Origin of the sequence: Algoriphagus sp., from assembly GCF_029254265.1 — a bacterium.
In the GTDB taxonomy this organism is placed as follows: domain Bacteria; phylum Bacteroidota; class Bacteroidia; order Cytophagales; family Cyclobacteriaceae; genus Algoriphagus.
The window spans coordinates 36,391-58,868 of sequence record NZ_JAQWXX010000094.1; the positions used below are offsets into that span (position 1 = coordinate 36,391).

Below are 22,478 nucleotides of genomic sequence, written 5' to 3' on the forward strand. Positions count from 1 at the left end.
TTAATTTGCTGGAGTTTCTTCAGTTGATACTTCGGCCTCAGCTACAACAGGAGTTTGTGCACCTTGACCACCTTGAATTTTTTGTTTCACGTAGTGAACTATTTTCCATCGATCCTCTGGTAAGATTTGAGAACCATGAGCACCCATTCTTCCTTTACCTTTGGTGATAACATGGAAAATATGTCCTTCAGGAAGACCAATATACGCTCCACCAGTTAGATTGGCTACACCGCCAATTTTCTCACCGGCTTTACCATCACCCTGACCACCTTTTCCATGGCAGGTAGAACAGTAATTTAAGAACAATTGCTCTCCATCTTTCAAAACATCATCAGTCAGCTCAACTGGATTTCTTACAGTCTCCCCAGCTACATCCACTTCAAATGCTTTTAATCGATAAGGCAAATAACCGTTCTTGTTTCTAGGAACAGTATTTGGCATAGGTTCTCTCATGTTCATATTGTTGGGATTATGAATATTACTATTGTAATATTCCCCCTTACCATCCTCACGAGTCGAAAGCCAAGAACCTTGAGATTCGTCAGTAATTTGAGTCAATGGCTCATATGCTACCGAATGATACATTTGAGGTGCATATTCTAGACCTTGATCGTCTCCCCCAGCTTTACAACCAAACAGGATAACTCCTGTAAGTGCAAAACCAAGCAAATTGTATGTATTAGTAATCTTCATATTTCCAGATTTACTATTCAAAACTTTTTTTATTAACCTCTGTCGCTCCAGAAGACTTAAGAATTTCCTCAATTTTAGCTAGATCCATTGCTGAATTATTAGCAATATCTATGGCCATTATATGCTTATCATCTGTGCTTCGCACATCGAATATTCTTGGCTGAGCCCAAGGCTTCAGATTAGAACTTATCATGAAAACACCAACCATCCCGAAAGCTGCTAACAAGACAGTCATTTCAAAGGTGACAGGAATGAAGTCAGGGAAAGCAGCATAGTCTTTACCACCGATGATCATTGGCCAGTCAAATCGCATCATATAGAACTGCATGGTCAAAGCCAAACTAGTACCTAGCATACCAAATAGAAATGCTGCAATCGGTAATCGGCTTCTTTTATAGCCTAAAACGTGCTCTAGACCGTGAACTGGATAAGGAGAGTAAACTTCATGGATTTTTACACCACTGGATCTTACTTCCTCAACCGCATGGAGTAATACGTCCTCATCGTCAAATACTCCTAAAACAAAATTTGTATCTCTTTCCATGATTATTTAGACACTTTTTCAGATGAAGATTTTAAAACAGACTTTACCTCAGCCATATTGATCACAGGGAAGAATTTAGCAAACAAGAAGAATAAGGTAAAGAACAATCCAAATGTAAATAGATACACTCCAACGTCAGCCCAAGTTGGGTAGAACATCGCCCAAGAAGAAGGCAAGTAATCTCTATGAAGTGAAGTCACGATAATTACAAATCGCTCAAACCACATACCGATGTTTACAACAATAGAAAGTGCAAACGTAGCAACAATTGAAGTTCTGATCTTTTTAATCCAGAATAGCTGAGGAGAAATAACGTTACATGTCATCATCGTCCAATAAGCCCAGAAATATGGACCAGTCGCTCTATTGTAAAAAGCATAAAATTCAGGCTCAACTCCAGAGTACCATGCTATAAAGAATTCAGTGATGTAGGCAACACCTACAATTGAACCAGTTACAATGATTACAATGTTCATCAATTCAATGTGACCAATCGTGATGTAATCCTCAAGTTTGAAGACTTTTCTGGTTACAATCATCAAAGTCAATACCATCGCAAATCCTGAGAAAATCGCTCCAGCAACAAAGTAAGGAGGGAAAATCGTAGTGTGCCATCCTGGAATCACTGATGTTGCAAAGTCAAAGGATACAATCGTGTGTACTGAAAGTACAAGTGGAGTAGCCAAACCTGCAAGAATCAAGGATACGGATTCGTATCTCATCCAAGTTTTTGCAGCGCCATCCCAACCAAATGAAAGTGCGCCATAAATTGTCTTTCTCAAACCAGTAGCTCTGTCACGGATAGTGGCAAAATCAGGTATCAATCCGATATACCAGAAAACTAGTGATACGGAGAAATAGGTTGAAATCGCGAACACATCCCATAAAAGCGGAGAGTTAAAGTTAACCCAAAGCGATCCGAATGTATTTGGAAGTGGAAGTGCCCAATAAGCACCCAACCAAGGACGACCCATGTGAATCACTGGGAACATTGCCGCACAGATAACTGCGAAAATGGTCATTGCTTCTGCAGCTCTGTTAATGGATGTTCTCCATTTCTGTCTGAAAAGCAACAAAACCGCTGAAATCAAAGTACCAGCGTGACCGATACCAACCCACCAAACGAAGTTGGTGATATCCCAGGCCCAGCCTACAGTTTTGTTTAGCCCCCACATACCAATTCCTTCCCAAAGGGTGGCAATTAGAGCAATTGATCCTAGAGCCAATACTCCGGCAGCGGTAAGAAAAGCAAGGAACCAAGCTAATGATGGTTTGCCTTCTACTTGACGCGACACATCATGTGTCACATCATGGTAGGATTTACCCCCGGTAACTAACGGCTCTCGTACGGATGAAGTAACCTGCATAGTTTATAAAATTAAGATTACGCTTCGTTTTTGTCTTTATTTCTGATTTTGGTAAAGTACCAAACGTTTGGACTAACGTTGATCTCTTCCAATACATGGTATGCTCTTTCTTCTCCCACTTCTTTCAAGGCAGAGGTGCTGTTATCCTCAATCTTAAGAAGTTTAGAAACTTGGCTATTTGGATCATTCATATCACCAAAAACCAAAGCGTCTGTTGGACAAGCCACGGCACAAGCCACGTTGATTTCACCATCTTGTACTTTTCGCTTTTCGCGCTTGGCTGTCAGTTTACCAGCTTGAATACGCTGCACACACATGGAGCATTTCTCCATTACACCTCTTACTCGTACAGTCACATCTGGATTCAACACCATTTTACCCAAGTCATCGTTCTGAGCCACATTGACACCAGCGAAGTCTTTATTATCATGGTATTTGAACCAATTGAATCGACGCACTTTATACGGACAGTTGTTTGCACAATATCTTGTACCAATACATCTGTTGTAAGTCATCTGATTTAGGCCCTCTGAAGAGTGGGTAGTTGCAGCAACTGGACATACAGTCTCACAAGGAGCGTTGTTACATTGCTGACACATCATTGGTTGAAAAGTCACCTCAGGATTATCTGCAGCGATTTCCATTCCTCTTAAATCATCAGCAGGAGCATCTGAAGAATAATAGCGGTCAATTCTGATCCATGCCATTTCTCTTCTATTTAATACTTCCTGCTTACCTACTACTGCCACGTTGTTTTCAACTTGACAAGCAACAGAACATGCACTACAACCGATACAAGAATTCATATCGATAGCAAGGCCCCAATGGTGCTGGCTATATTGATGACCTTTCCAAAGTGATATTTTAGAGGGCTTGATGAATTCACCATCCTTGTAGATTTCAGGATGATATCTTCCTGCTCCCGCATTTTCTTTGTATTCTCCCAAAGTAGCTTCTTGGATGACGTTTTCACGTCCCATGAAGGTTTGGTGAGTTTGAGTTCTTGCAATTTTATATTTGTCCTCTGTGACAGAAACTTCTACACCTGAAGTAATATCAAAATTTACAAAGCCTTTAGAAGCGTCTAATAATTCGTAAGCATTTACACCTACTCCATTCGCAACTCTTCCAGCTTTTGTTCTTCCATACCCTAGAGCCAAACCAAAAGTACCATCTGCCTGACCTGGTTGGATCATAATCGGAACGATTAATGACTTACCATTTACAGTAATGGATGCCTTACCTGTATTTTCTTCAAACATGGTCACTCCATTTTCAGAAGCCCATTTTTGTGAAACAGTTAAGTAGTTATCCCAAGTTGCCTTCGTAATTGGATCTGGCATTTCCTGTAGCCAAGGAATGTTGGCGTAAATACCATTTCCGATTCCAACTTTCGAATAAATAACCAATTCAACACCTGCATTTGATGCCGCATAGGTCTTTGCTACGACAGCTGCTGCTGCACTTGCATCAGAGATAGGTGTTGGAGCGGATGCTGGCGAATCAATTGCCAAAACACCATTATATAAAGTAGTGTCCCAGAACTCTTGGAAGTTATTACCAGTCTCCACTAATGTGAAAACTTCATTTTCCCAAACAGATTGAAGAAAATCGTAATAATTTGTGGTAGATCCAGCCCAAACAAGGAATGACTCCTGAGCCTGTCTTGTATCAAATAATGGAGAAATCGTAGGTTGGGACAATGAGAAATGCCCTCGCTTCGGTTCGAAATCATTCCATGATTCCAAATAATGGTGATCAGGAGCTACCATCTGTACCAATGATGCTGTTTCATCCATTGTACCATTGGTAGCAATACTCACTTTAGCTTTTGCAATCCCTTCAGCAACCTCAGCACCACGTGAAAAGTCATAAACCGGGTTACAATTGTAGAAGATTACTGCTCCAACTTGACCGCCTTTCAATTCATTAACGAACTGATTCATTCTAGAATCATCTCCTTTTCTGAAGTGAACAGGATTTGCAAAATCAACTGTAGTACCATTAGCGCCAAGCATCTCGTTTATTGCATTGACAACAACCTGTACATTTGGATCATTGGAACCTGAAACTACCAATGAGGCCTCTTTACTGGCCCAAAGATCATTCGCTGCTTTGTCAAGATGAGCAATCTCCACAGCTGGCGCTGAAACCGCAGCTGCTCCTGCTTTCTTGGCAATTGCATTATATAAAGCTAAAATCGCCAATCCACTTTGAGAAGCTTTGATTGGTGTTCTGTAATCTGCGTTTGCTCCTGTCATGGACAGGTTAGACTCGAACTGATAATGCCTGGACATTTCAGGACGCTCTTTGCTAATCTTACGAGTTTTTGCGTATTGACCTGCAAATTCAATTGGTGAAATCCAAGTACCTAGGAAATCCGCTCCGAAAGAAACGATTGTCTTTGCTTTGTCAAAAGAGTATGAAGGAATAACAGCTGTACCGTAAAAAGTCTCAGCAGCTGATTTGATTCCAAAGTTTGAAATCGGGTCATATTGAATCAATTCTGCACCTCCAAAGGACTCACCAAAAAGCTGAAGAGCCTGAAGCGTAGAAGGAGATAAAATTGTGTTTGATACGATCTTCACAGCTCCAGAAGAAGCCAATTTAGATTTCACTTGCGCATCAAGAGTAGCCCAATCAGTTTTCTCACCATTGATATAAGGTCCAGCTAAACGCTCCTTATCATATAGAGATAAAATTGATCCCTCTACAATTGCATTTACTTTTCCTTTATTAACAGGCGAAAGCGCGTTACCATCGATTTTAATTGGACGACCTTCTCTTGTCTTTACTACGATGGAAGCATAATCGCCACCTGTAGAAAAGGTAGAAGCATAGTAATTAGGAATAGATGGGTTGATATCAACCGGTTTATTCACATAAGGAATCGCTTTTCGCACCGGAGCCTCGCATGCTGCAAGAGATGCTGCTGCTAAGCTGAATCCCATTACTTTCAAGAAGTCTCTTCTGGAAGAACCTCCATCCTCACTCAAACTCGACGGAAGCTCGACAAATTCCTTGTCAGCGTTCTTTACAAACTCTGGATCGTTATTGAGCTGCTCAAGTCCTTTCCAGTATGTTTTTTTAGTTTCCTTCATTATAATCTAGAATGAATTTTCAAATAGAATGATGAATTAATAGTGGCACTTAGCACACTCTAAACCCCCGATGTCTTTCACTTTAAGAGCATCCTTAGAATCAGAGTGAAGTTGAACCAACTTATCGTAATAGGCATTTCCAGCCGTAGCAATTTCAGTTTGTCTGTGACAATCTATACACCATCCCATGGTCAATGAACTGTGCTGCCCAACAACTTCCATCTCCTGGATTGGACCGTGACAAGTTTGACATTCAATACCACCTACTTTCACGTGCTGAGAGTGATTAAAGTAAGCCAAATCAGGAAGGTTATGTACTCGTACCCACTCAATTGGTTTATTATTATCTACTGCATCATAAATCTTCTGGATCTCTGGAGATACACCCTCTTTTCCTTCCAAATTCTGAATATGTGTATGACAGTTCATACAAATGTTTGCAGAAGGGATGTTTGCGGATTTTCCGATCTCAACTCCAGTATGACAGTATTGACAAGCAATCTCTAAAGTACCTGCATGCAATGCGTGCGAGTAAGCGATCGGCTGAGTTGGTGCATATCCTTGCTGCACACCAACAGAATAAAGACCATCAATCGCTGTTTTGGCAACCATCGCTACTACTAAAGCAGTCACAATAATGATAAAACCATCACTTCGAAGAATTTTTCCAAACTCAAACTTCTGCGAGACAAATTCTTTGTCTGTCTCGTCAAGTTCTTGCTTATTCAAATATTTGGTAAGGACTGAGATTATTAATCCAAGTACAATAAGAATTAAAAGAAGTACCAAAACCAAGACCACAACGATCCCCGTCAAATACTCACTTGGGATTCCTCCGCCTGTAGCCACAGCTCCATCAGCTCCTGCTGTGGCAACAGCTGCCGCTGGATCTACCACATCACCATATTCTATATAGGCGAGTAGATTGTTCAGGTCATCGTCAGACAAAAACTCATGAGATGGCATTGCCAAATTATTGTATTCCTTGTAGAGCCCAGCATAATAGGCATCTCCTGAAGCAATGACAGCACCAGAATTTTTTATGAATTTTTTGACAAGCTCAACTGATTGTCGATCTGTAGCACCTCTCAAGGCAGGACCAGTATACTTTTGATCCAGCTTATGACATTGCTTACAGTTGGCATTAAACACAGTCTTACCTGCTGCTACTGCTTCGTCACTATTTGCCACAGACGGATCCGCTGCAAAAGCTTGCGTTCCGATCAAGAGGAAAAATAGCACTGCCAGTGTGTGGAAATTCAATCGAACCCCTACTAACGAGCGTTTGGATAACATATTTTAGCTAATTAAATAGTTTAAATGGTTTTCTATAACCCTTGCAAAGGTACTACCCGAAGCCAATTTTTCAAACATGGTTTCGTTTGTTGTGACAGTTTGTAACCTGTCTCAATTGAAAATATATAAAATTGATTTCCAGCATATTAGGGCAGTAAAAAGGAGATATTTTTAATTTAGAACGATTATAAATAGTGCTTATTTTGCTTTAAATCCGTACACTACTGAAAATCAACCTTAAAGAGTTTTCTCAAACCTACTTTGAAGGATTGGATAGTTTCAAAATTTATTAGGAACTTAAAATATCTCATTGCTTTTTTGGAGGAATAGAGATATTACCTACATTTGCATTCCAATTCAGATTGGTCGAGTGGCCGAGTGGCTAGGCAGAGGTCTGCAAAACCTTGTACAGCGGTTCGAATCCGCTCTCGACCTCAACAAAAAAGCATCCCGAAATCGGGATGCTTTATTTTTTCAAGAGGTTTGAATGAATATAGAATCAATGGGTAGGAATTATGCTAGAAGCTGTACCTGACTCCTACCTGAACCCCTATTTCCTGAAGAACGTGTTTAAATTTTGAAGAATTATCAAAAGGAATCATACCATGCCTTTTATAATTCGGGAAAATGGAAAAAGTGAACTTTTCAGCTTTCCATCTTGCTCCTAAACCAATTAAATACCCAATGCCACTTTGATCGGAATAAGTTTCCTTATTTGAGAGTTCTAAATCAATGATTGGTCCTGCTGCAGCATAAAAGTACCTCCCTAGTGTATATTCTGCATAGATGGGAAAGGACAACATTCTGAAATTAGAAATTTGGCCTAAATTATATTCCTCTCCACAGTTAGAACAAAAAGGAGGCTGAAATCTGACTTCACCAAAGGAATATCCAACTCCTCCAGTTAATCTAAACTTTTCACTGATACTTTTCGAAAGTAAAAAACCGAACTCATTTAGTGTATTCATTTCAACACCCCCTACTCCCACGATTTCTGCTTTTCTTGCCAATTGAGTACTGGATATCCCAAAATACCCTTTGACTTCAAGAGATGACTGGGCAAAAACTCCAAAATGTACTCCGAGTATACAAACTAGAACAATTATTTTTTTCATAGTACAATGAATGGAAAGTTGAATAGATCTTTGTTGTATTATATTTTTAAGAATTAAAAAAGGTGTTTCTCTCTATCATTTTGAACGAAAAAGATATTGTTAAAATTATTGATTTAAAAATTATTAGTCACATTCTTTTTCCCCAAGAATTCGCTCCAAGCCGAAAAAAATCAGTGCCCTGAACTCAAAAATCTTAGCACAAAAAAAACACCGACTGAATATTCAGCCGGTGTTTCTATTTTAAGAATTTAAGAATTACTTCTTTCCTTCCATTTTCTCTTTCAATTCTGCAAGAGCATCCAAGTCACCTAGGGTAGACTTCTCAGCAGGCGCTGAAGAAGAAGAACCTGAATCAGAAGAATCTTCCTTCTTTTTAGGAGCTTTCTTCGCAGGCTTCGCATCTTCCTTGAACATCGCTGTGTGAGAAAGAACGATTCGCTTATCATCTTTGGAGAACTCAGTCACTTTGAAGTCTAATGACTCACCAACTTCAACCTGAGAACCATCTTCTTTCTCTAGATTTTTGATAGTCGCAAATCCTTCAAGTCCATAAGGAAGTTCAAGAACTGCACCTTTGTCATTCTTAGAATTGACAGTACACTTATGAACAGATCCTACTGGGAATACAGATTCAAAAGTATCCCAAGGGTTTTCTTCCAATTGCTTGTGTCCAAGAGCAAGTCTTCTGTTGTCTACATCAAGTTCAAGAACAGCTACTTCTAGCTCATCTCCTACCTTCACAAACTCAGATGGGTGTTTGATTTTCTTAGTCCAAGACAAGTCAGATACGTGAACCAAACCATCGATTCCCTCTTCCAACTCAAGGAAAAGACCGAAGTTGGTCAAGTTTCTTACCACACCTTTATGCTTAGTACCTACCGCATATTTAGTGTTCATATCCTGCTTAGTCCAAGGATCTTCAGTCAATTGCTTGATTCCAAGAGACATCTTACGATCATCCTTATCCAAAGTCAATACTACTGCTTCAACCTCATCACCAACTTTCACAAAGTCGGCAGGGTTTCTCAAATGCTGAGACCAGCTCATTTCAGATACGTGGATCAAGCCTTCTACACCAGGAGCTAGTTCAAGGAATGCACCGTAATCAGCTACGTTTACAATCTTACCTTTCACTCTGCTACCTACTTCTAGGCTTGCTGCCAAAGAATCCCAAGGATGAGCAGAAAGCTGCTTCATACCCAAAGAAATTCTTCTCTTGTCGTCATCAAAATCAAGTACCACAATCTGAACTTTCTGATCAAGTTGCAATACTTCTTCCGGATGATTGATACGTCCCCAAGAGATATCTGTAATGTGAAGAAGACCATCTACACCACCTAGATCGATGAATACACCGAAGTTGGTCATGTTTTTGATCACACCTTCCAATACCTGACCTTTCTCTAGGTTGTTTAGGATTTCTGCTTTTTGCTTCTCTAGATCCTTCTCAATCAAGATCTTATGAGAAACAACAACGTTATCATTTGCGTGGTTGATTTTAACCACTTTCACTTCCATTTTCTTACCTACATAGATATCGAAATCACGGATAGGCTTCACGTCGATCTGAGAACCTGGCAAGAATGCTTCTACACCGTAGATATCTACGATCAAACCACCCTTAGTTCTTCTTTTCACCAAACCTTCAATCACGTTATCATTCTCAAGCGCATCTTCGATGTCCTGCCATGCACGTACGATCTTAGCCTTCTTACGGGAAAGGATCAACTGACCCAATGAGTTTTCCTGCTCTTCGATGAATACTTCTACAGTATCACCTGGCTTAATAGACTCTAGATCTCTAAATTCACTCAACGGAACCAATCCATCAGATTTAAATCCGATATTGATGATCACGTCTTTGTCATTAACACCTACAACGGTACCTTTGATGACTTCCTTTTCAGTGATTTCGCTTAGCGTGCCTTCGTACATTGCTGCCATCTGCTCGCGTTGCGCTTTGGAATATCCCTCGCCAAAACCTTTGGTTTCGAAATCTTCCCAGTTAAATTCTGCTTTGTTAGACATATAATTTTAACCCTGAATTACCAACAGTCTCAGGGTCATCAGACTGTTGTTTTTTAGTTGTAAATCAATGAATTAGCCGGGACCAATTCACCCCATTCACCCGAACGGACTGCAAAGGTAAGGTTTTAAAACAAAAAAATGAATTGTTAGCGATTAAATTGAGGCATGTTTCGTGTGGCCACTGCCGACATGCTATCGTTCAAGACATAGGTATAGTAAAAAAAGGATTGCGCATCTTTTTGTAGGATCACCCCTTCACTAAGATTTCTTCCAAACACTTGCCTCATGCCATGACTGACAGTGAAAGTTGAATCTACTCCAAAACCTTGAACAGAAGATAAGCGAACAGAAAATTGAGATTTCACTGAATCTACATCTGCTATTTTACCGCTTACTTTTAAAGTGTAAAAAGTATCGACTAACGGATTCGAGTTTTTGGAAAAAAAAAGGTTAAATAAGCTTTTTTCAACATTAATTGGAACCAAATCAAGACTCGACCAACTACCACCATTCTTTTGATAAAGAACAGGAGTGAGAAAGCTTAATTGATTCAAGAAGAAAAAATTCTGTCCGTCTTTTAACAAACTATCAAAGTCAGATAACCCATTCTCAGAAATAAAATTACCCACCAGAGTATCATTCGATCCAGTCAAGATTATAGCCGTTTCATCTGGCACATTAAAAACCTTTAAAAACTCTATGATTTTATTCACACAAAACCCACAGCCCTTATCTACCGGCACTACCAAAACCTTAGACAAAACTTTAGAATCACGCCTTGAAACTGACTCTAAATAAGCATTTAGCTTTTCTGTATTATCATCCTTTTTCTCCCTTTGACAGGAAAAAAGAAAAGACACGAAAAGAGAAATGAAAAGAATATTTTTAATTGCCTTTCTCAAGAAAAAGAAATTTAAAAGTGTCATCATCTTTAGAAGTAATTCTGGAGACATATCCATGATCCAAAGGGAAAATCATATTGTAACTCAGGGATTTACTATTCAAATCTTTAGCGTAAAGCACATTAAAGTTAGTATCATACATGATTAAAGTCTTTTGTTTCGCCCAAGACATGCTTTCAAATTCGTCTTCGGAAATTGGCTTCTGAAGAATCCTTAGGTAATTATTACCATTAAAGTAAATCGCATCAAAGCTAGGTTGAAACAAGTAGTGTGACATCACATATCTCATATCATTATTTTTTGGGTCAGGAAGTTTATCAGCACTAGTAAAATTCGGGTTAGGAAGATTGATTCGTTCTAGCACTCTTACAGTGCTTTCCAGATCAATTTTAAATAAGTCGTTCAATGGAGCAAATGAGATGATTAATTCATTTTGTTCATTTCGGACGAATGAAAAGTTCAAGAAATTAATTCCGTAAACATCATTAATCATTTCCTCTGGAAGATCACCGAAACTTATGGCCTTGCCTGTTTTTAAATCAATTTCTACAAATGATTTCCATTTTTTTAGGTGTGATTTATTAGAAGGATCAAGGTGAGGGAACAATGCGACGATTAACTTGTGCCCAAATTTAAGAACAGGTTTAGTTCCCTGTACCATTAGATCAGGAAACGATCCCAAGCCGTCCAATTCTAGTTTGATCCGATTGTAAACCCTACCTTCCTTATTGAATAAAATTAGCTCATTTACATATGAAGCCACAATGGTATCGTTGGAAAAAAAATAAATCCCTTTGGCGCCACCGAGGCCGTTCGGGCCTTCAGGTTCCAGACGTATCCGCTCAAAATCATTAGAGTATAGCCCGTAAAACTCCAAAGAAAGAAGTGATTTATTAAAAAAGAACAAGGTGCTATCGCCATTGAGCAATTGACTGGTCTCGGGTACTACGGTTAAAGAATCAATTTTTAAAGCTAACGTATCGAATAAAATTGAATTCTCCTCAACCTCAAAAAAAGTGGTTTTTACACCATGTTCTCGGGCATCGGTGCAAGAAAGAAGGCAGCTACAGAAAACGATAGCTGCCTTCAATTTAAACTCAGTGAATAGATTTTCTCTCACCCTAGTCCCGGTTTGAAAATGCCGAAACAATCAAAAATCGTGCTGCACACAGTACCCATGCTGACACATTCCATTGTCGCATTATCTTCATCAACAACAGTAAGTCTGCATGCCTTTGTTTGCCATTCATCGGCATAGGAATTAGAGCCAAACGATAAAGCAAAAACAAGTGATACAACCGGCAAAATAATTAATTTTTTCTTTTTCATAATTTAAGAATTAAAAGGTAAACAAAATAAAAGATATTATAGAAACCCAATTTGTGGCGCTGGACAGTTAGCTACCGAATTGCAGACTGACCCTGAACCAAAGCAATCGACGCGAATCGAATCAGGAGTGTCAACTGTATAAACACATGCTTTATCTCCTGATTCAGCATATGAAAGACGTGTCTCAAAAGCGAACGCAAGGACTACAAAGCTTAAACTTGCTAGAATTGTTATCTTTCTTTTTTTCATTTTTTTATTAAATATTAGCTAAGACGAAAAAAAAAAAAATAACTATTATTTATATAAATGGATGTATAATTATTTTGTCGGTTTAAATCATTTAAACTAATTTAATCTCTAGTTTGAATGGTATAAAAAAGCCCTGATCCCGATTTTATCAGGATAGGGCCTTGCAAGCAAAGAGTGAAAGATTGTTTACGAACCTAAATTTAACTGAAATTCTTGATGATCAAATTTTTTCAATGGATTTATACCCTGTATTCTGGCTTACTTTTTATCTTGCTAATGCTGGTGTTTGGACTTTTTATTGTCGTCCCGCTTTTAATTAGCGACCGAGGAGACAAAATCTCCTTTGTATTTATTCGACTTTGGGCAGGAATCTGGGCCGCTCTATCAGGTATTCGATTTGAAGTTTATGGCCTAGAACATATCGCTAAAATCACCTCCTACATTTACATTTTCAATCATCGTTCATTTATCGATGCGCCAATGATTCCGCTTTGTATCCCTCAAAAAGTAAGAGCCATTGGAAAAAAAGAACTTTCCAAAATTCCGGTTTTTGGGACAATTGTCGGGAAGCTTGCAGTCTGGGTAGATCGTGGAGATACAGAATCCAGAAGACTAAGCGTAGAACGGTTGATCGTTTTTTTGAAAAAAGGAATCTCAATAGTCGTAGCTCCGGAGGGAACTAGAAACGACACCAAAGAAACTTTACTTCCTTTCCAGAAAGGTGCATTTAGACTTTCCATAGAGACCAGAATTCCCGTCCTTCCCATGGCAGTCATCGGTGCTGACAAAATCATGAAAAGAGGCTCACTTCTCCTAAGTCCCGGAAAAGTCCGAATCTATTTTTCCCAAGCTATGAGCCCTCCTATCCAATCTGAAACTGCAGCAAGTGAGTTTTGTGAAAAAGTGAGAAACAGAGTTGAAGCAATGATTCTTACAAATGAGTAATCGTTTTTTCACCCTCTGGTGATTCATCTACAGCATCCTCAGTCAATTGTTCGAAAAGAACATAAATCGCCAAATAGGTAACTGGCACTGTGATTAAAATTCCAACAATAAATGCCAATAGACCCGCAATATTAAGGAGCAACAAAATCAAAACGAAACCAAAAAACTTCCACCAATTTGTGGTAACCAGTTTACGGCTCATCTCCATGGAAGTCCAAAAATCAAATCCTCCGAAAATCCCAAAAAGCATGGCAAACATATAACCCACAGCCAAATATATTCCCGGTACTATAAGAGCAAAAATCCCCAAAACTGTCAAAATCCCACTAATCAAATTGATAGTAACCACAAGTAGCCAATACTTAAACCCATCGAAGTAGTTTTGGAAATCCACGTACTCTTCCTGACTCAAGCGATTTGCTACCAAATAAAATCCGGCAATCAAAGCCGGAGCCAACAGGATAGAATAAATGGAAACGAAATCCTCTAGGTAATAGGCGAAGAATGCCTGAGTAGCTCCAATAATAAACATGAAACCAATATGAAATGAAGCCCGGGTCTTGAATAAGACCCAGGCTTTTTGAAGAATTTCCTGAATATCAAAATCAACTCCTGCGTCGATGATTTGTTGAATTTTCCGGGGATCCATTTTGGTTGATTATTTGGTAAAGGCTTCTAAAATATCATGTTTGGTAATGATATGCACTTGGTTGGTAGCGTCTCGGACTAAGACAGCTTTCTCCTTTTCCACCATCGAGGAAAGCACATCCAAGGTACTGTCCAGAGCTACGAATTTCATCGAATCTTCCATCACATCAGATACATGCGCATCCTTAAGTGTTGGGTTTTCGATGATTCTAGCCAGCAGCTTATTATCAGTCAAGCTCCCAACGACCTCTCCATTTTCCAAAACAGGGATTTGGGATACGCTGGTTTTATTCATCAGGCCGATTGCTTCTTTCACGGAATCAGACTTCTGAGTAGAAACTAGGGCATAGCTTCCATTGCGCTGCGCAATAATATCTCTTGCTGTAGAGTAAGTTCGATTTTCTAAGAATCCATGATTCCGCATCCATTCGTCATTATAAACTTTACCCAAATAACGGGTTCCATGATCTGGAAGGATAATCACCATCTGATCACCGGATTTCAAGTTCTCCTTAGCCCATTCCAACGCTCCATGAACAGCAGATCCACAAGACCAGCCTACGAATAAGCCTTCTTCTTTGGCCAAGCGGCGCGTCATCACAGCAGCATCTTTATCTGTTACTTTGACAAAATGATCTATCATATCGAAGTTGACATTCTTGGGTAAAATATCTTCTCCGATACCTTCAGTCAGATAAGGATAAACTTCCTTCTCATCAAAGATTCCCGTTTCCTTATATTTCTTAAAAACCGACCCATAAGTATCTATTCCAACTGTTACCACATTCGGGTTTTGTTCTTTCAAATACATTGCCGTTCCACACATAGATCCTCCAGTGCCTACTCCAGCTGCATAATGTGTGATTTTCCCATCCGTATCATTCCAAATCTCAGGCCCTGTGGTCTCGTAATGAGCCGCAGTATTAGACATGTTATCATACTGATTTGGATAAAAAGAATTCGGGATATCGGCATTCAGTTTTCGTGCAACTGAATAGTAAGATCTAGGATCTTCAGGTGAAACGTTTGTTGGGCAAACAATCACTTCTGCACCCACAGCTTTTAGAATGTCAATTTTCTCCTTGGACTGCTTATCAGCCATGGTGAAAATACACTTATACCCTTTCGCTACAGCAGCTAGTGCCAAACCCATACCGGTGTTTCCAGATGTTCCTTCGATGATTGTACCACCTGGCTTCAGCAATCCTGCTTTTTCTGCATCTTCTACCATCTTGATCGCCATTCGATCTTTCATGGAATTACCCGGGTTGAAGTATTCGACTTTTACCAATACCTCGCCTTTGATGTCTTTTGCGAGTTTATTGAGACGGATCATCGGGGTATTTCCGATGGTTTCGATAATGGAGTTGTAAATCATAGTCAGTTACATTTGGTAGGCCAAAATTACAGGATTTTTTTAGGGTACTGGAATTCTATTCGTTTAAAACAAAATAAAATTCTGTGAATTAGATTTCCTTAAATTCAAGCCTTTTGAGAATATCAAGGGTGACATGGATCAGAATCAGAGCGATAAATGTCATTCCTACCGATAAAGTCAACAAGGCCCAAACGAATTGTTTGCTAATCACAAAAGCAATAATCGAAGCTACTCCAGCAGGAACCAATCCGAAAAGCAAAATCCCTCCTATCATTAAGGGCTTGATTAAAATCCGATCCCAACCTTCATCCAATCCAATCTGAGGAATCAAATTAATCCCAAGACCTGTCAGGTAAAATGCCAAAATCCCGATAAGGAAACTTGGAATCACCAACCAATCCAATCCTGCAATAAACACTGTCGGCACAATCAAAACCGTACAAAAAAGAAGGATTTGCACCAAGTCCAACTTGATCATGTTCCAAAATTTGGAACTCCAACTGGCCGGTACCAAGTAGAAAAACGGCTTTTTCAAATCTCCTATATTCGCTCTTCCTGTACCTGCAAGGAAATATATCAAGATCAGAATAATCAAATAGACATAAATCACAATGTGCGAAAACCAATCAAATAAGGATAGGATTGCAAACAGGATTCCCAAACCTGCCAAAATCAAGGAATAAACACCAAACAAAGGATGAAAATCCTGTCTGGATGCATGAATATAATTCCTCCAATAAAATGCCTTTGCTCCTGGCCCAAAATCCGGTAAAGCCAATTTCTTCTTCGAGTTCAGGCTGAAATTCGCTTCGCTTTGTTCCTTTTTACCGCGTACTTTTTCTAGCTTTTCTTCATTGGACTTGGTCGCTTCTAGGACATCCTCATAATAATAGCCTGAAAACTGAATCACCAACTTCAACACCACAAAGTAGGACAGTCCATAGAGCACTACAAAAGCGGAGGAAAGGATCCAATTGCTATGCACCCAAAAAGACATGATCCCTCTACTCCAGCCTACGATCGGGAAGAAGTCAAACCAAGGCGAGCCAATCCAGGAAAACATACCTTGCCAAAATTTATCCGCCATTAAGCCCGGAATCAAAATCATAGCACTTAGTAAAATTGCAAGTACAATGACTCCATTTTTGATGTACTCCATGACCCCAAACCTGGTGTGTAGGGTATAGACCAAAAAGCGTATAGGCTGGATCATAAAGAGGAAAAAGCCCAAACCAAGAATGGTAAAAAATAGATTTCCGAAACTCAGTTCAAATTTATCTGCTATTTGACTTATACCATAAAATGTAAATAAAATAGCACCACCTAAGGAAGGGAGAATCGATCTTCCCATATAATAAATAAGCAGATTTTCCGGTTTGACAGGGGCAGTAAAAAGCAAATTCACATCTGCCATCTTAAAAAAGCTGACATTCTTTTTAGTAGCACGGAAAAGCTGATAAATCAGTAATGCAAGAGCCAGAATAGTCACTCCACCTACAATATTTTGCCCTGCGAAATTCACCTCTGGTATTGCATTAGGATCGATTTCAGGCATTTGTTGCACTGAATCCTCCCCTTTTCCCAAGCGAAGCCAGTACATAAAAGAAAAATATCCGACTATTGCCACATATGGTAAAAGCCTCAGCGGATTTTTCAGAATGAGTTTTATATTATTGAGTAGAATCAGGAGATCCTTCCTCAGTAGAAGTTTGATCTCACGCATCTTTGGTCAGTTCTAAAAACAGATCCTCCAGAGAAGTACCCTCTCCTTGTAAAGCTTGTTGTTTCAAATTTGAGATCGAATCATTACCGATAATTCGACCATCTTTCAGGATCATTATCCGGTCAGCTATACTCTCCACACTATCGATCAGGTGAGTGCTCACAAGGATTGTCTTCCCTTGGTTTTTCAATTCTCTGAAAACTTGTCTTGTGTTTTTGATTGCCTTTGGATCCAATCCAATCATAGGCTCATCAAAGAAAAGCACTTGCGGATCCGGCAATAAAGCACAGCAAATAGATACTTTTTGTCGCATCCCTTTTGAAAGATCTCTCCCGAGTTTTTCTGCTTTATCATCAAGTTCAAAAAGATCCAGCAAATCATCACCTTTCTTTTTCCAATCTTTCACATTGTATGCTTGGGCAATAAACTGAAGATGCTCTCGCACAGTCAGAAGATCATATACATAAGGTGTCTCAGGGATATAGCTGAAGAGCCGCTTTGCCTCAACGCTCAAATGATCAAACCCACCGAGGGTAATTTCACCGGAAGTTTTTCGAAGAAGTCCAACAATACATTTCATCGTAGTACTTTTCCCTGCACCATTAGGCCCAAGAAGACCGACTACCTCGCCACCTTGTAGTTCAAAAGAAATGTCATCGACAGCATTTTGCTTGCCATACTTTTTAATAAGGTTATTTACGATCAGCATAAAAAAGGGATTTGAGCCTAAAACTACAGGAATGATCGATAGGTTACATGATTTTGGACTTCTTTTTGATAGATCAATCTTTTTAAAAAAAAATTAACTCAGAAATAACTATGAAAAAGCTCTTAATCGCTATCCTCACTTTGGCTCTGGCACAAACTACTTTCGCGCAGCAAGCGGGGAGATTCCGCATGGGTATGGATATTGGACCAGCAATTCCTCAGGGAGGAGGTATTGGTGCACTTCTAAACTTAGAACCTAAAGTCAATCTGAATAATAAAATGAATATAGGAATACGCTTTGGAGTGGCAGGTATAGCCAAGGATGTAACCTATTATGATTTCACACAAGACTATGAAGGGGAAGTTTCTGCAAATGTCTCTGTTGCAGGTACCTTTGATTATTATTTCAATAATGGCAAAAGCAATGTAGCCCCATTTATCGGTGTAGGATATGGGTATTACGCACTGAGTAATTTAGATGTAAAAAATGGTGACTTTGATAATCCTGATGATATCGGAAACTTAGACGCAGACTTCAAATGGGCTCCGATGGTACGTGCCGGAGTAGAACTAGGTAAATTCCGAATGGGTGCTGAATACAATTTTGTACCAAAAAGCGATCTCCAAAATACCTCTGGGCAAGTCATAGGAGAAGCTGGTAATCAGTATTTTGGATTCACTCTAGGTTTTTATGTAGGAGGAGGAAAATGGAGAAATAACTCCAACTTCTAAATAAAAAATAAGGATGTATGAATCATTTTCTCTGATTCATACATCCTTTGATTTTTTGAGAACGATGTGGGTCACACAATCTTTTTATCCCTTAGCACCGGCGAGCAAGTATAATACTGCCATTCTGACTGCCACACCATTTTCTACTTGATCCAAAATAATCGCCTGATCCGAATCAGCTACATCAGAATTCAATTCTACTCCTCGGTTGATCGGACCTGGATGCATGATCACAATCTCTTTATCCAATTCGGAGAGCAGTTTTTTATTGATTCCGTAATAGAGTGAATATTCCCGAAGGCTTGGGAAGTATTTGATTTGTTGCCGCTCTAGTTGAATTCGAAGTACATTGGCCACGTCACACCATTGAAGTGCTTTTTTAACATCTAATTCTACTTTGACCCCAAGACTCTCAATGTATTTGGGAAGCAGTGTGATTGGTCCACAAACCATCACTTCAGCACCTAATTTTTTCAAACAAAAAATATTCGATAGCGCTACTCTGGAGTGCAAAATATCTCCGATAATCGCGACTTTCTTCCCTGCCACATCTCCAAATTTCTCCTTGATTGAATAGGCGTCCAAAAGGGCTTGAGTAGGATGCTCATGTGTTCCATCTCCGGCATTCACAATATTGGCTTTCACATTTCGCGAAAGAAAGTGGGGTGCTCCTGGACTTGAATGACGCATCACCACCATATCGACTTTCATCGCAAGAATATTGTTCACAGTGTCTACAAGAGTTTCCCCCTTCTTTACCGATGAATTGCTTGAGGAAAAATTCACTACATCTGCAGAAAGCCTCTTTTCTGCCAATTCAAAGGACAACCTTGTGCGGGTTGAGTTTTCAAAAAAAACATTGGCGATGGTGATATCCCGTAGTGAAGGTACCTTTTTGATCGGACGGTTGATGACTTCTTTAAAGTTGGCTGCAGTTTCTAAAATAAGATGTACATCTCCCTCTGTGAGATTCTTGATTCCTAGTAAGTGTTTGGTGCTGAGCTGGGACATAATTAGGCTTTAACTTTCTCTGTGATCCAAATCGCGTCTTTTTCAAAACCCTGATCTGCCCACTCCACTACTACATATTGGCTTTCTAAGGTATGAACTCTCACGCCATAATAATCTGGCATAATCGGATAGTCTCTGGTGAGTTTGCGATCTACCAAGACCATCAATTCTACTTTGGCAGGTCTACCAAAAGCAATCATCGCATCCATCGCCGCTCTTACGGATCTACCTTTATAGAGCACATCATCGACGAGGATTACTTTTTTCGATTCAACCAAAAAATCTATTTTGGTTTCGTTGGCTTTTAAAGGAAAATCTCTCCTTCTAAAGTCATCTCTATGAAAAGTGGCATCAAGGTATCCTGAAGGAACTTTCTGTCCTGAGATTTCTTCAAGAAGTGTCACAATTTTATCCAACAAAATAGGTCCCCGAGGTTGCAAACCCAATAAAACGGTATTGTCAAAATTATCGTGATTTTCGATCAATTGGTGACAGAATCTTCTGAGTACGATCTCAATCTGTCCTTGGTCTAAGACTAGTCTTTTTTGCATGGGGTAGATTTGCGGGTAAATATAAAAATAAATCTAGTCCGAAGGTCCTTCTGGCATATACAAATCACCATTGACCAAAACCTTGGTCAAAAAATAAACCTCTCTGGTATCCTGTCCACCCGATGGTTTGAGGAATCTGATCTTTTGAGTTCCGCTAAGTAAGTAATATCGATCGTACCAATGCACCAGCCGAAGACTTGAAGGGTTCGTCTCCACAATTCGCTCATTTTCGTCCATGAGTTCGATTTCAAAATCCAAGTGTTCGAAAACCTTCTCCCCATTTTTAAAATAGCTGAGCTTAATCAACAGATCCCGCACATACATATGATAATACTCATCTCCTACCACTGCTACCTCTCCAAATGCTTCTGGGTATGTAGTAATCAATCCATCATACGTAGCCGCGTTATCCCAAATTACTTGTCCTGTTTTGGCAATTTTCGAAAAATGTGCTGAGACATATTGATATTCCGGAATTACCTGATAGATCGTAGGTGGACGAGAACCTCCATTTGAGGTAATAAACTCCCTGAAATTGGGATCATAGCCAGTTCGACTCCATCCATTGTTCCGGTAGCCTGATGTAGGAGAATAAAGGCTACTCGATCCTCTCGAATTGTTAATCGAGAATTGATCAAAATAGATATAATAGGCGTCTGGAGTTTGCTGGATATCTCTGATCGCATAGTAGTTTCGAATGGATGGGATTTTTCCTTTTTCCAAATTTTTCTCCACTTCTATGTCTTTCCTTTCTTTTGGTTTTTCTCCTAAGTAGTTATAAAAATTAGGGAAATCCGCTAAGGTGTAAAGTTTGAATTCATACTCGCCAAACTCATTGATTTCCATAATATACATTCCCTGATAAGAATCACTCTTTTCTTTTCCAAAAGCACCAATCATAGCCGATTGATAATCTGCTTTCTGTACCAAAAGGGCATCAAGAATCTCCTGATCTTCATCTCCAAAATTATCTACTTTGATCTCACGAATCAGGTTCCCAAAAAAATCATAGGTATTAATACTGACTTCCCGCTCTCGATAGGGTGTTTTCCTGCTCAATACAACTTCCATTGCCTGGAGTTCAGGTAGTTTTTTGATTTGTAAAACTTGAGTATCATTATTATAAATACCCTGCACTGTATACAAATCTTTATTATCCAAATCGTAAATCTGTATCACTGGGCGCCCATCCGTATTTCCCAAAAAAAGCACCTTCCGGTTGACTACAAGAAATTCGATTAAATCCATTTCCAGAAGATTATCTGCATTAAATTCAAATCCCTTCTGGGAATCCAAGTCGATGTTAAGGATGTATTTTTCTGAACTTAGGGAATATCCTTTTTGAAATAATACAAAAAGCTGATTGCCATCTGTATCGAATCCCAGCATATCAAAACCCTCTTTCACCGGAAATTCAACTAAACCACCCTTGGTATTCAACTTAAAATCTGATACAAAATATTGAAAAACCCGCTTAAAGCTCAGCGCCTTTTCAGGAATAGTACGAAAGGAAACAATTCCATCGGGTAAAGGGCTCATCTGAAAACCAGGATCATATAAATCAGATTCAATTTCAAATCGATTGACAAATTTTACCTGTGCATTTACCTGAACCGAAACCGAGCACAAAATCAAAAAAACTATCAGCCTAATCATACGCACATTTTTTGAATAGTGTCAAATTCGACCTTTGTCAAAGACATTACTGATAATCGGCTTTGCTTGATAAGCAACATTTCAGAAAGTAGATCCTCTGATTTTATTTGACTCAAAGTGATTGGTTTTTTCAACTTTTTCTTATCCCTAATTTTTACAGCCACCCAATCCGAATCTTTTGGGTCAGGAAATGCTTCCTCAGAAACCTCTGCTAATCCAACGATTGCTTTTTCTTTTCCGCTATGATAGAAATATACCAAATCTCCCTTTTCCATTTCACGGAGAAAATTCCTAGCCTGATAGTTCCGTACCCCATCCCAAACATCTTCGCCTTTTTCCACCAAATCATCCCATGAATAGGAGCTTGGTTCGGATTTTACTAACCAATAGTTCATTTTTATTTTTGAATTTAGGTTTTGGGAAATCTTTGATTTCAATTTTAAGTTAAAGCTTAGCAACCTAAATTGAAACACTATTTCAAGACATTTGTCTAATTGACTAA

At 39.2% G+C, this 22,478-nt stretch carries 20 protein-coding genes and 1 tRNA gene; 3 read left to right on the forward strand and 18 right to left on the reverse strand.

Annotated elements, in window-relative coordinates:
• Genes P8O16_RS14060 through P8O16_RS14080 form a run of 5 tightly spaced genes read right to left on the reverse strand, consistent with a single transcriptional unit; the run spans position 1 to position 7,001 of the window.
• The gene (locus P8O16_RS14060) at positions 1 to 693 is read right to left on the reverse strand and encodes a cytochrome c (protein ID WP_300316075.1); all 693 of its coding nucleotides are present in this window, start codon (positions 691 to 693) and stop codon (positions 1 to 3) included.
• 13 nt (positions 694 to 706) lie between these two features.
• On the reverse strand, positions 707 to 1,237 hold the full coding sequence (locus tag P8O16_RS14065; RefSeq protein WP_300316076.1) for a DUF3341 domain-containing protein: 531 nt from the start codon (positions 1,235 to 1,237) through the stop codon (positions 707 to 709).
• 2 nt (positions 1,238 to 1,239) lie between these two features.
• Positions 1,240 to 2,604 carry an NrfD/PsrC family molybdoenzyme membrane anchor subunit gene (nrfD, locus tag P8O16_RS14070; RefSeq protein WP_300316077.1) on the reverse strand — a complete coding sequence of 455 codons (1,365 nt, stop codon included), beginning with the start codon at positions 2,602 to 2,604 and terminating at the stop codon, positions 1,240 to 1,242.
• A 17-nt stretch (positions 2,605 to 2,621) separates the two neighbouring features.
• Positions 2,622 to 5,705: a TAT-variant-translocated molybdopterin oxidoreductase gene (locus P8O16_RS14075; RefSeq protein WP_300316078.1), complete on the reverse strand. Its 3,084-nt coding sequence runs from the start codon at positions 5,703 to 5,705 to the stop codon at positions 2,622 to 2,624.
• 36 nt (positions 5,706 to 5,741) lie between these two features.
• Positions 5,742 to 7,001: a c-type cytochrome gene (locus tag P8O16_RS14080; protein WP_300316079.1), complete on the reverse strand. Its 1,260-nt coding sequence runs from the start codon at positions 6,999 to 7,001 to the stop codon at positions 5,742 to 5,744.
• A gap of 364 nt (positions 7,002 to 7,365) precedes the next feature.
• Between P8O16_RS14080 and P8O16_RS14085 the strand changes: the two genes are divergently transcribed.
• Positions 7,366 to 7,436: transfer RNA gene (locus P8O16_RS14085), tRNA-Cys, on the forward strand.
• Positions 7,437 to 7,519: 83 nt separating this feature from the next.
• On the opposite strand, the gene P8O16_RS14090 is transcribed toward P8O16_RS14085, so the two are convergent.
• The 5 genes from P8O16_RS14090 to P8O16_RS14110 all read right to left on the reverse strand — a co-directional run bounded on the left by P8O16_RS14090 (position 7,520) and on the right by P8O16_RS14110 (position 12,375).
• Positions 7,520 to 8,116 (reverse strand): outer membrane beta-barrel protein, encoded by a 597-nt coding sequence (locus P8O16_RS14090; RefSeq protein ID WP_300316080.1) that lies wholly within the window; start codon positions 8,114 to 8,116, stop codon positions 7,520 to 7,522.
• 255 nt (positions 8,117 to 8,371) lie between these two features.
• A complete protein-coding gene (gene rpsA, locus P8O16_RS14095; protein ID WP_300316081.1) occupies positions 8,372 to 10,144 on the reverse strand; it encodes a 30S ribosomal protein S1 in 1,773 nt (590 codons plus the stop codon).
• 146 nt (positions 10,145 to 10,290) lie between these two features.
• The gene (locus P8O16_RS14100) at positions 10,291 to 11,046 is read right to left on the reverse strand and encodes a hypothetical protein (RefSeq protein WP_300316082.1); all 756 of its coding nucleotides are present in this window, start codon (positions 11,044 to 11,046) and stop codon (positions 10,291 to 10,293) included.
• Complete coding sequence (locus P8O16_RS14105; RefSeq protein ID WP_300316083.1) at positions 11,030 to 12,166, reverse strand: DUF4221 family protein; 1,137 nt, start codon at positions 12,164 to 12,166, stop codon at positions 11,030 to 11,032. The genes P8O16_RS14100 and P8O16_RS14105 overlap by 17 nt, the downstream gene beginning before the upstream one ends.
• Entirely contained in the window at positions 12,163 to 12,375 is a 213-nt protein-coding gene (locus tag P8O16_RS14110) for a hypothetical protein (RefSeq protein WP_300316084.1), read from the reverse strand. The genes P8O16_RS14105 and P8O16_RS14110 overlap by 4 nt, the downstream gene beginning before the upstream one ends.
• Positions 12,376 to 12,840: 465 nt before the next feature.
• On the opposite strand from P8O16_RS14110, the gene P8O16_RS14115 reads away from it, so the two are divergent.
• Positions 12,841 to 13,569, forward strand: coding sequence for a lysophospholipid acyltransferase family protein (locus P8O16_RS14115; RefSeq protein WP_367182815.1), 729 nt, complete (start codon positions 12,841 to 12,843; stop codon positions 13,567 to 13,569).
• Here the strand turns inward: P8O16_RS14115 and P8O16_RS14120 are convergent.
• The 4 genes from P8O16_RS14120 to P8O16_RS14135 all read right to left on the reverse strand — a co-directional run bounded on the left by P8O16_RS14120 (position 13,556) and on the right by P8O16_RS14135 (position 18,027).
• On the reverse strand, positions 13,556 to 14,218 hold the full coding sequence (locus P8O16_RS14120; RefSeq protein ID WP_300316085.1) for a hypothetical protein: 663 nt from the start codon (positions 14,216 to 14,218) through the stop codon (positions 13,556 to 13,558). The genes P8O16_RS14115 and P8O16_RS14120 overlap by 14 nt on opposite strands.
• 9 nt (positions 14,219 to 14,227) lie before the next feature.
• On the reverse strand, positions 14,228 to 15,595 hold the full coding sequence (locus P8O16_RS14125) for a pyridoxal-phosphate dependent enzyme (protein ID WP_300316086.1): 1,368 nt from the start codon (positions 15,593 to 15,595) through the stop codon (positions 14,228 to 14,230).
• Between the two features lie 88 nt (positions 15,596 to 15,683).
• The gene (locus P8O16_RS14130; protein ID WP_300316087.1) at positions 15,684 to 17,318 is read right to left on the reverse strand and encodes a putative ABC exporter domain-containing protein; all 1,635 of its coding nucleotides are present in this window, start codon (positions 17,316 to 17,318) and stop codon (positions 15,684 to 15,686) included.
• The gene (locus P8O16_RS14135; RefSeq protein WP_300316088.1) at positions 17,311 to 18,027 is read right to left on the reverse strand and encodes an ABC transporter ATP-binding protein; all 717 of its coding nucleotides are present in this window, start codon (positions 18,025 to 18,027) and stop codon (positions 17,311 to 17,313) included. Before P8O16_RS14135 ends, P8O16_RS14130 begins: the two co-directional genes overlap by 8 nt.
• 110 nt (positions 18,028 to 18,137) lie before the next feature.
• Between P8O16_RS14135 and P8O16_RS14140 the strand changes: the two genes are divergently transcribed.
• Positions 18,138 to 18,758: an outer membrane beta-barrel protein gene (locus P8O16_RS14140; RefSeq protein ID WP_300316089.1), complete on the forward strand. Its 621-nt coding sequence runs from the start codon at positions 18,138 to 18,140 to the stop codon at positions 18,756 to 18,758.
• A gap of 84 nt (positions 18,759 to 18,842) precedes the next feature.
• Here the strand turns inward: P8O16_RS14140 and P8O16_RS14145 are convergent, their stop codons facing one another.
• From P8O16_RS14145 to P8O16_RS14160, 4 genes are read right to left on the reverse strand one after another with little or no spacing between them, the layout of a single operon-like run.
• Positions 18,843 to 19,769 carry an aspartate carbamoyltransferase catalytic subunit gene (locus tag P8O16_RS14145; RefSeq protein ID WP_300316090.1) on the reverse strand — a complete coding sequence of 309 codons (927 nt, stop codon included), beginning with the start codon at positions 19,767 to 19,769 and terminating at the stop codon, positions 18,843 to 18,845.
• 2 nt (positions 19,770 to 19,771) lie between these two features.
• Positions 19,772 to 20,320, reverse strand: coding sequence for a bifunctional pyr operon transcriptional regulator/uracil phosphoribosyltransferase PyrR (gene pyrR / locus P8O16_RS14150; RefSeq protein ID WP_300316091.1), 549 nt, complete (start codon positions 20,318 to 20,320; stop codon positions 19,772 to 19,774).
• Positions 20,321 to 20,353: 33 nt separating this feature from the next.
• Positions 20,354 to 21,976, reverse strand: coding sequence for a transcriptional regulator (locus P8O16_RS14155; RefSeq protein ID WP_300316092.1), 1,623 nt, complete (start codon positions 21,974 to 21,976; stop codon positions 20,354 to 20,356).
• Positions 21,973 to 22,371 carry an EVE domain-containing protein gene (locus P8O16_RS14160; RefSeq protein ID WP_300316093.1) on the reverse strand — a complete coding sequence of 133 codons (399 nt, stop codon included), beginning with the start codon at positions 22,369 to 22,371 and terminating at the stop codon, positions 21,973 to 21,975. The genes P8O16_RS14155 and P8O16_RS14160 overlap by 4 nt, the downstream gene beginning before the upstream one ends.
• Between the last annotated feature and the right edge of the window lie 107 nt (positions 22,372 to 22,478).